This window comes from Mesorhizobium sp. WSM4836, from assembly GCF_055811815.1.
On the sequence record NZ_JBVVQF010000005.1, the window covers coordinates 42,232 to 49,361 of the forward strand.

A 7,130-nucleotide genomic window follows, 5' to 3' on the forward strand; every position below is an offset into this window, starting at 1 on the left:
GAGATGCGTCTTCGATCGGCCGCTCTCCCGCGAAAGACGCGAGGGCTGCCCGAGCGCTCAGCTCCAGCCCCCGCCATAGGTGCGGTAGAAGATATGCAGGCCGATCCTAGTCATTTTCTGCATCGTCCGCGCCCAGCCCGGATGGACGTAATTAGCGTAATAATGGGTCGACGAGCCGACGTCCGGAATGAAGATCTTGCCGGCAGTGACGGCCATGGCGACATCCTGGGCGGTCTGGTAGGCGGCAGGGTTGTCGATGCGCTTCTTCCTGCCGTCGCAGGCGAAGGAAAACTGGCAGCGGTTGAACCAGTTGTCGTTCTGGTAGACGACGCCGCAGATCGAGTTCGGATAGGCCGGGTTGCGGACGCGATTGAGGATGACCTGGGCGACGGCGGCCTGGCCGCGTACGGATTCGCCGCGCGCCTCGAAATAGATGCCTTTGGCGAGGCAGGCCTGCTCCGGCTTGGAAAAGACGCTGGCGGGAAGCGGCGTCTGCATCCACGAATGATCGCCCTTGCTCAGCGGCGGGATGAAGCGGCCGTCGTTCGGCTCCTCGTCCTGCAGCAAGGCCTCGAAAGGCGATGCTTGTGCGTAATCGGGAGCGGACGAGGCATAGGCGGTCGCCAGCACGTCGGGATGATCGTTGTTGACCAGTGCGGCAAGCATCGCCGGCACGCCGGGATCCGGCTTCTTGTCGACGCGCGCGTGGAAGGCGGCGGCGATCTGGATTTCCTTGCCTTTGATCTCGGGCTTGGCGAAGGCCATCCTCAGGCCGCTGTCCATGCTTGGGCGGAGCAGCGAGGAGGTGCGCTCGAAAATCGAGCCGGCGTTGAAGTTCTTCGGCGGCGAGACGGGCGAGACCTGGATGATGCGGCCCTTCTTGTCGGCACGCATGATGCGGCTCTCGTCCGGCATCGTGCCGGCGATGCTGCCCTTGCCGCGAAACGAGACGGCGCCGATGCCGGGCAGCTGGACGCCGGAGCCGGAGAGCGAGCCGGTGCTGCTGGAATCGAGGAATGGCATTTCGGCGGCGTGAACGGAGCCGGCGACGGATTTCTCCACATAGGCGTTCCAGCGGACGCTCGGCGCTTCCAGGCCGGAGACCAGGCTGGTCATGTCCTGATAGGCAGCGACACTCGGAAAACCGAGCCAGATACCAAGGCCAATAACGAGCGGAGACAGGAAGGAACGCTTTTTCTCACCGGCGGCGGCGACAAGCCGCGTCAAAACACGTCGATGCACGGAACTCTCCAGAAACGCGACGGACCCCACTGGAGAGCTACAATGATGCATTAACCTTGATGGGGCGTTAACAGCTTAGAACGTTGTTTTCCCATCTCGTGTCGAAGTCAGGCGCTTTTGCGGCCATCGCTTGACGGAAGAAAGATCGGCCAGGCGATCAGCGCGCAAATAGCCGCACCCAGCCAGACGCCTGCCCACGAGCAGAGCACGAGAAGCCCCGGAATGGCGATCGGCACCAGGAAGAAGGCGATGAAGACCAGGCTGTTGGCGAGGCCGAGCGCCGTTCCGGCCCGGCTCGCGCCTGCCAGTGTCGCAAGCTCGGTGTAGGCGACGCCATGCCAGGAGGAGACGCAGATGCCTGCCACGACCAGCACCGCGACGATTGCCGGCGAAAGCATCGGCACCTGGCCTGACAAGAATTGGGCCGAAAACAAGACGAGCGCCGCAAGCACGGTGAAGGCGGCCACGCTCAGCGCGCTGCACAGACGCAGGAAGGGCCGGCGGTTGCCGTGACGGTCGGTGTAGCGGCCGCTCCAGACGCGCATGACCATGGCGCCGACCTGCACGGCAGCGAGGCTGGCGCTGATCACGGCTGTTCCCATGCCGGCGAAATCATGCAGGAAGACGGAAGCAAAGGTAAGCACCGCCACCTGCGGAAAGCAAAGCAGGCCGATGGCTGTTGCGATGCGCCAGACGGCCGGGTTGCGCAGCGGCGGCGGGCCGGCCGGCTTCGCCGTGCTGCCCGAATTGGCATCGTCACGCGCCGGTGGTTGATGCAGCCAGCGCCAGGCGAGCGAGCTCGAGACGGCGGATGCAGCCGCCAGAACTCCGAAGACCGCCGTGAAGCCATGGGCTGCAGCGAGCGACGGCAGCACGAGCGCGCCAAGCCCGCCCCCAAGCGGCACCGCCGTCTGCCTGATGCTCATGGCAAAGCCGCGCTCGCCTTCGCCGAACCAGGCCATGATGGCGCGGCCGCTGGAGCCGTTGACGCTGCCGCCGAGCAATCCGGTGACCAGCAGGGCAGCGGCGAGAAGCGCGACGCCGGGAATATGGGCCGGTGACGGCACGATCAGCGCGGCCATGACAAGCAGCCAAACCGCGGTTGCGCCGAGCCCTGTCAGCAGCACGCGGCGGTCGCCCCACCGATCGGTCAGCAGCCCCCACGGCAATTCGCTCAGCGCCACGCCCAGGCCGAGAAGGCCAAGCGCCAGGCCGAGTTCGCCGTTAGAGAGATGATAGCCCGAGCGCAGGACGACCGCCGTCGCCGGAATGCCGGAGAAGGTCGCGGAAAAGCAGGCATTGGCGGCGACGCCGATGCCCAGCACCTTCCAGCGATGGTTGGCTCGAAGTGCCGCTGCTTCTGACGGGGCGGCAACGGCGGCCGGGCGAAGCGGTTTGAAATCTGCTCGTGTGGCGACAGCGGACATGGTTCAGTTCCTGCATGGGTCGGTTGCATTCGGTCTTGACGCGCTGTCTCTACCGCCATAGCTTCGTACTGAATATCAGGAAGTTTTTAACGTAATGTCCCAAATATCAGGATTATTGCCATGCGACGCGTGACATTCGATCTCGACGTCCTGCGCAGCTTCGTCACCGGCATCGAGCTGGGCAGCTTTGCCAAGGCCGCCGACCGGCTCGGCCGCTCGACCTCGGCAATCAGTGCGCAATTGAAGAAGCTGGAGGAGCAGGCGGCGACGCCGATCTTCCGCAAATCGGGGCGCGGTCTGGCGCTGACGGACGCGGGCGAGACCATGCTCGGCTACGCGCGGCGGCTGATCGAGCTCAATGACGAGGCCGCCTCCGCCATCCACGATGTCGAGCTGGAGGGTTGGGTGCGGCTTGGATTGCAGGAGGATTTCGGCGAGGCGGTGCTGCCGGAAGTGCTCGGGCGCTTCGCCCGCGCCCATCCCAAGGTCAAGATCGAAGCCAGGATCGCACGCAGCCACGAGCTTGCCGAACGGATCACTTCGGGTAGCCTCGATATCGCGCTTGCCTGGCACAATGGCGCGACGCTGCCCTACAGCCGGCATGTCGCCGACGTCCAGATGCGCTGGATCGGTCCGGCAAAACAGATCGAGACCAGCCTGCGCGATGGCGAGGCGTTGCCGCTGGTGGCGCTCGAAGCGCCGTGCCTGCTGCGCAGCGTGGCGACCGAAACGCTCGACCGCGCCGGCCTGGCATGGCGGATGGCCTTCTCCAGCCCGAGCCTTGGCGGTATCTGGGCAGCCGTCGCCGCCGGGCTCGGACTGACGATCCGCACCGATATCGGCCTGCCGGCCACCGTCAGGGCGATGACGCCGGAGATCGCCGGGCTGCCCGCTTTGCCCAAGATGGCGCTGTTCCTGCATCGCAAGGAGGCCGAGCCCGACCCCGTGGCGGCGCGGCTTGGCGACATCCTGCTGCAGGCAGCGCTGGAAGCGTTGCCGCAGGCCCAACCGGCGCCCGTTCTGCGCAACGTGGCGTAAAGGCAGTGGCTCAGTGGCGCTTCTTCGCCCTGCCGGCGAAAGGATTGTCCGAGGTGCGCAAGGCGATTCGGATCGGCACGCCGGGCATGTCGAAAGCCTCGCGCAGGCTGTTCGAGAGATAGCGGACGTAGGATTGCGGCATCGCATCGGGGCGCGAGCAGGAGACGACGAAGCCGGGCGGCCGCGTCTTGGCCTGCGTGACATATTTGATCTTCAGCCGGCGCCCGGCGACGGCGGGCGGCGGATGATGCGCCAGGATGCCTTCCAGCCAGCGGTTTAGCTTGCCGGTCGAGACGCGGCTGTTCCAAACTCCATGCGTCCTGATGACGGCATCCATCAGCTTGTCGAGGCCGCGCCCGGTCTCGGCCGAGACCGGCACCGCCTGCATGCCGCGCGCCTGGGGAAGAAGCCGCTCGGTTTTTTCGCGCAGCTCGGCCAGCAATTCCTGGGGATGGTCGACAAGGTCCCATTTGTTGAAGGCGATCACCGGGGCACGGCCCTCGCGGATGATCAGGTCGGCGATCTGCAGATCCTGCTTCTCGAAGGGAATGGTGGCGTCGAGCACGATGATGACGATCTCGGCAAAGCGGATGGCGCGCAAGCCGTCCTGCACCGACATCACTTCGAGCTTTTCGTGGATCCTGGCCTTGCGGCGCATGCCGGCGGTGTCGAACAGTTTTAAGCGGCGGCCATACCAGTCCCAGTCGACCGAGATGGAATCGCGAGTGATGCCGGCCTCAGGGCCGGTCAACAGCCGCTCCTCGCCGATCAGCGCGTTGATCAGCGTCGACTTGCCGGCGTTGGGGCGGCCGACAACGGCGATGCGCATCGGCTTGGTGTCGTCATAGCTCGGCTCGGCGTCCGGGTCGGTGATGTCCTCGCCGATCAGCACCTCGCTGGCGGCGACCTCATCCTCGCCGGCCTCTTCGTCCACGCCGAAGGCGCGCGCCTCGCCAAGTGCTGCGATCACCGCGTCGCGCAGATCGGGCAGGCCCTGGCCGTGTTCGGCCGAAACCGGGATCGGCTCGCCAAGGCCGAGCTCCCAGGCCTCCAGCATGCCGCCCTGGGCGCCGCGCGCCTCGGCCTTGTTGGCAACGACGACAACCGGCTTGCCGGACTTGCGCACGATCTCAGCGAAGGTCTTGTCGTCGGGCATCAGCCCGGACTTGGCATCGATCGTGAAAAAGATCAGGTCGGCCTCGCGGATGGCGATCTCGGTCTGGGCGCGCATGCGGCCGGGCAGCGTCGAGGCCGCCGCATCCTCAAAGCCGGCGGTGTCGATGACGTCGAAATTGAGATCGTAGAGCTTTGCGGCATGGACGCGACGATCGCGGGTGACGCCGGGCGTATCGTCGACAAGCGCCAGCTTCCTTCCCACCAGCCGATTGAAAAGGGTCGATTTGCCGACGTTAGGCCGGCCGATGATGGCGACTTTGAAGGTCATGGAATATCACGACACGCCGCCCGAGCCGCGGATCAGCTCGGAGATCAACGTCGCCCGCTCGCGCGTGTTGCGCGGGGCGCCGTCATCCGCGGCGATCTGGTCGAACAGCTTCAATGCATCCGCCGCCTTGCCTTCCTTCCAGGCAGCAAGGCCAAGCGCTTCGCGCGCCGTATGGCGCAGCGTGTTGGTGTCGGCGGTGAGCGCCTCGACGCGGCTGGAGACATCGGCGAAAGTGCCGTGATCGACCAGCAGTAGAGCGGCCCTGAGGCGCGCCATGTCGCGAATGCCGGAGGGGATCTTGGTATCGGCGGCGACCTCGTCGAAATCCTTGACGGCGGCGTCGACGTCGCCCTTGTCCGCCTTGACGGTTGCCGCGCGCATGCGGGCGAGCAGCGGGTAGGCGCCGTAGCCGTCCTTCTCCAACGTCTCCAGAGCGGCAAGCGCCTCGTCGTTCTTGCCCTCATTGGCGAGCTTCAGCGCCTGCGAAAAAGCATCGCCCGAGCGGTTGGCGCGGGTCTCGTCCCAATAGCGGTAGCCGACGACGGCAGCGGTGCCGAGCACCACCAGCACGGCGAGCACAAGCAAGGCGGGACCGAAACGGTCCCACAGCGCCTGCGCCTGGTCGCGACGAATCTCTTCGTTGACTTCGCGGATAAAACTGTCGTCCGACATGGATCAAAACCATTCATGCCCCGGGCGGGGCGGTTGATGAGCCCGCGTTTTAGCGAAATTTTGCCGGCATGGAAGGGGTTCGGCAGGAAAATCGCCTATTCCCGAGGCAGTCGCCGCCAACGGCGGCCGCACAGGTCGATCGTACCCGTGCCATATTTCACCGGTAGGCGGTGCTTCTACTTTCCTTGATCCGGTCGGATGCCTTTGTCCCGTTTGTCCCGCGTTGTTGCGTTTTCGATCGCGTCGCTTGCGGCGGGCGCGGCTTTTGCCGACCCGCCGGCGGCGCCGGCCAAACCGAAGCAGATCGTCATCATCTCGTTCGACAGCGCTCGCGACATTTCGCAGTGGCAGCGCAGCCGGGCGCTGGCCCAGCGCACAGGCGCGCATTTCACCTATTTCGTCTCCTGTGTATTCCTGTTGTCGCCGCAGACACGCAAGCAATACACCGCGCCTGGCAAGACTGAAGGCAAATCAAACATCGGCTTTGCCGCCTCCAGACAGGAAGTCGCCGACCGGCTCGAGCAGATCAACCTCGCCGCCTCCGAAGGCCACGATATCGGCAGCCATGGCTGCGGCCATTTCGACGGCAAGGACTGGAGCAAGGCCGACTGGCTGAGCGAGTTCGGCTCGTTCAAGCATGTTCTCGAAAACGCCTATTCGATCAACGGCATCGCATCCGAACCAAAGGACTGGCGCGATTTCGCGCGCAAGTCGGTGGTCGGGTTTCGCGCACCCTATCTGTCGGCAAACAAGGCGCTCTACGAAGCGCTGCCCGCCGCCGGTTTCCTGCTCGACGCAAGCGGCGTCTCGCGTGGGCCAGTCGAGCCGCCGACCCTGAATGGCGTCACGCGCTTTTCGCTGCCGCAGATCTCGGAAGGGCCGAGTTCAAGGCGTGTGATCGCCATGGACTACAATCTCTATGTCAGGCATTCCGGCGGCTTCGAGCGGCCGAGCATGGCGCAAGAGTTCACTGAGCGGACTTATGACGCCTTTCGCGCCGCCTTCGACGCGCAATACCAGGGCAAGCGCATCCCGCTTGAGCTCGGCTTCCACTTCACTCTGATGAACGACGGCGCCTACTGGAACGCGCTGGAACGCTTTGCCGGCGAGGTCTGCATCAAGGCGGATGTCGAATGCATCAGTTTTCGCGATTACGTCTCGCGGCGAGGCGAAAGACAGGCGGCGGTGGGGGGGGGGGGGGGGGGGGGGGGGGGGGGGGGGCCGGCGCCCCCGCGGGGCGCGGGGGGCGGGGGGGGGGGGGGGGGGGGGGAGAAAAAAAAAACCGCCCAGGCGCGACAAACACCCCC

At 65.4% G+C, this 7,130-nt stretch carries 6 protein-coding genes; 2 read left to right on the top strand and 4 right to left on the bottom strand.

Annotated elements, in window-relative coordinates; translation table 11 throughout:
- Positions 1-57: 57 nt before the first annotated feature.
- Together AC0L2P_RS08030 and AC0L2P_RS08035 are read right to left on the bottom strand one after the other, a co-directional pair.
- Complete coding sequence (locus AC0L2P_RS08030) at positions 58-1,242, bottom strand: cell wall hydrolase (RefSeq protein WP_473500679.1); 1,185 nt, start codon at positions 1,240-1,242, stop codon at positions 58-60.
- A gap of 107 nt (positions 1,243-1,349) precedes the next feature.
- A complete protein-coding gene (locus tag AC0L2P_RS08035; protein WP_473500680.1) occupies positions 1,350-2,669 on the bottom strand; it encodes an MFS transporter in 1,320 nt (439 codons plus the stop codon).
- Positions 2,670-2,789: 120 nt separating this feature from the next.
- Here AC0L2P_RS08035 and AC0L2P_RS08040 point away from each other — a divergent pair, with 120 nt between their 5' ends.
- On the top strand, positions 2,790-3,707 hold the full coding sequence (locus AC0L2P_RS08040) for a LysR substrate-binding domain-containing protein (RefSeq protein ID WP_473500681.1): 918 nt from the start codon (positions 2,790-2,792) through the stop codon (positions 3,705-3,707).
- A 10-nt stretch (positions 3,708-3,717) separates the two neighbouring features.
- On the opposite strand, the gene der is transcribed toward AC0L2P_RS08040, so the two are convergent.
- Positions 3,718-5,151, bottom strand: coding sequence for a ribosome biogenesis GTPase Der (gene der / locus AC0L2P_RS08045; RefSeq protein ID WP_473500682.1), 1,434 nt, complete (start codon positions 5,149-5,151; stop codon positions 3,718-3,720).
- 6 nt (positions 5,152-5,157) lie between these two features.
- Positions 5,158-5,823 (bottom strand): tetratricopeptide repeat protein, encoded by a 666-nt coding sequence (locus AC0L2P_RS08050; RefSeq protein WP_473500683.1) that lies wholly within the window; start codon positions 5,821-5,823, stop codon positions 5,158-5,160.
- Positions 5,824-6,021: 198 nt separating this feature from the next.
- On the opposite strand from AC0L2P_RS08050, the gene AC0L2P_RS08055 reads away from it, so the two are divergent.
- Positions 6,022-7,130 (top strand): polysaccharide deacetylase family protein (locus AC0L2P_RS08055; RefSeq protein WP_473500684.1); only part of this gene is annotated, 1,109 nt, incomplete at its 3' end.